The organism is Streptomyces sp. NPDC041108 (genome assembly GCF_055592645.1).
This window is the reverse complement of record NZ_JBVIYK010000047.1, coordinates 1-2,381: the sequence shown is the minus strand read 5'-3', so window position 1 is coordinate 2,381 and position 2,381 is coordinate 1. Positions and strand designations below refer to the sequence as shown.

At 58.3% G+C, this 2,381-nt stretch carries 2 rRNA genes (1 of these 2 running past the window's edge); both read right to left on the bottom strand.

Annotated elements, in window-relative coordinates:
* Positions 1 to 334 (bottom strand): 23S ribosomal RNA (locus tag ACZ6BB_RS42060); it reaches 2,867 nt to the left of the window's first position.
* Between the two features lie 315 nt (positions 335 to 649).
* Positions 650 to 2,175, bottom strand: a 16S ribosomal RNA gene (locus ACZ6BB_RS42055).
* The 16S and 23S rRNA genes sit together here, the layout of an rRNA operon.
* Positions 2,176 to 2,381 lie beyond the last annotated feature (206 nt).

The window sequence follows — 2,381 nt, the reverse complement described above, 5'->3', positions numbered from 1 at the left end:
GAAAGAGAGATCCCACAACCCCGTATACGCAACCCCTGCCGGGTCTCACACGCATACGGTTTGGCCTCATCCAGTTTCGCTCGCCACTACTCCCGGAATCACGGTTGTTTTCTCTTCCTGCGGGTACTGAGATGTTTCACTTCCCCGCGTTCCCTCCACTTGCCCTATGTGTTCAGGCAAGGGTGACAGCCCATGACGACTGCCGGGTTTCCCCATTCGGACACCCCCGGATCAAAGCCTGGTTGACGACTCCCCGGGGCCTATCGTGGCCTCCCACGTCCTTCATCGGTTCCTGGTGCCAAGGCATCCACCGTGCGCCCTTAAAAACTTGGCCACAGATGCTCGCGTCCACTGTGCAGTTCTCAAACAACGACCAACCACCCATCACCCCCGGTCAATCACCGGAGTGCACTGGGGTCGGCACTGAAGGCAGCCATACGGCCATACCCTCAGACACCCAACAGCGTGCCCGACCGTTCCCCGTCCGAAGATCATGCTTTCCACACTCTTACGAGCAGTACTCACAGCCTCCGGCCCGTGAACCGGCCGAATAATCAACGTTCCACCCATGAGCTAACCAGCATCAGACGTTCGCTGATGATCTGGCCTCTGACCTCACCCCGTGGGGCTCGGTAGAAGTGCTCCTTAGAAAGGAGGTGATCCAGCCGCACCTTCCGGTACGGCTACCTTGTTACGACTTCGTCCCAATCGCCAGTCCCACCTTCGACAGCTCCCTCCCTTACGGGTTGGGCCACCGGCTTCGGGTGTTACCGACTTTCGTGACGTGACGGGCGGTGTGTACAAGGCCCGGGAACGTATTCACCGCAGCAATGCTGATCTGCGATTACTAGCAACTCCGACTTCATGGGGTCGAGTTGCAGACCCCAATCCGAACTGAGACAGGCTTTTTGAGATTCGCTCCGCCTCACGGCTTCGCAGCTCATTGTACCTGCCATTGTAGCACGTGTGCAGCCCAAGACATAAGGGGCATGATGACTTGACGTCGTCCCCACCTTCCTCCGAGTTGACCCCGGCAGTCTCCTGTGAGTCCCCATCACCCCGAAGGGCATGCTGGCAACACAGAACAAGGGTTGCGCTCGTTGCGGGACTTAACCCAACATCTCACGACACGAGCTGACGACAGCCATGCACCACCTGTACACCGACCACAAGGGGGCGACCATCTCTGGCCGTTTCCGGTGTATGTCAAGCCTTGGTAAGGTTCTTCGCGTTGCGTCGAATTAAGCCACATGCTCCGCTGCTTGTGCGGGCCCCCGTCAATTCCTTTGAGTTTTAGCCTTGCGGCCGTACTCCCCAGGCGGGGAACTTAATGCGTTAGCTGCGGCACCGACGACGTGGAATGTCGCCAACACCTAGTTCCCACCGTTTACGGCGTGGACTACCAGGGTATCTAATCCTGTTCGCTCCCCACGCTTTCGCTCCTCAGCGTCAGTAATGGCCCAGAGATCCGCCTTCGCCACCGGTGTTCCTCCTGATATCTGCGCATTTCACCGCTACACCAGGAATTCCGATCTCCCCTACCACACTCTAGTCTGCCCGTATCGAATGCAGACCCGGGGTTAAGCCCCGGGCTTTCACATCCGACGCGACAGACCGCCTACGAGCTCTTTACGCCCAATAATTCCGGACAACGCTCGCGCCCTACGTATTACCGCGGCTGCTGGCACGTAGTTAGCCGGCGCTTCTTCTGCAGGTACCGTCACTTTCGCTTCTTCCCTGCTGAAAGAGGTTTACAACCCGAAGGCCGTCATCCCTCACGCGGCGTCGCTGCATCAGGCTTTCGCCCATTGTGCAATATTCCCCACTGCTGCCTCCCGTAGGAGTCTGGGCCGTGTCTCAGTCCCAGTGTGGCCGGTCGCCCTCTCAGGCCGGCTACCCGTCGTCGCCTTGGTGAGCCGTTACCTCACCAACAAGCTGATAGGCCGCGGGCTCATCCTTCACCGCCGGAGCTTTCCACACTCATCGGATGCCCGAGAGTGTCGTATCCGGTATTAGACCCCGTTTCCAGGGCTTGTCCCAGAGTGAAGGGCAGATTGCCCACGTGTTACTCACCCGTTCGCCACTAATCCCCACCGAAGTGGTTCATCGTTCGACTTGCATGTGTTAAGCACGCCGCCAGCGTTCGTCCTGAGCCAGGATCAAACTCTCCGTGAATGTGTACCCGTAATCGGGTGCAAACCACGAGAGCGGAACAGCCAGGCGGAATAAGCCCGGCCGTTCACAGCGTCCTCGCTGTGTTTGTTTCAAAGGAACCTCGACCACCGGACAATGTCCGGCAGACGGGGTATCAACATATCTGGCGTTGATTTTTGGCACGCTGTTGAGTTCTCAAGGAACGGACGCTTCCTTTGTACTCACCC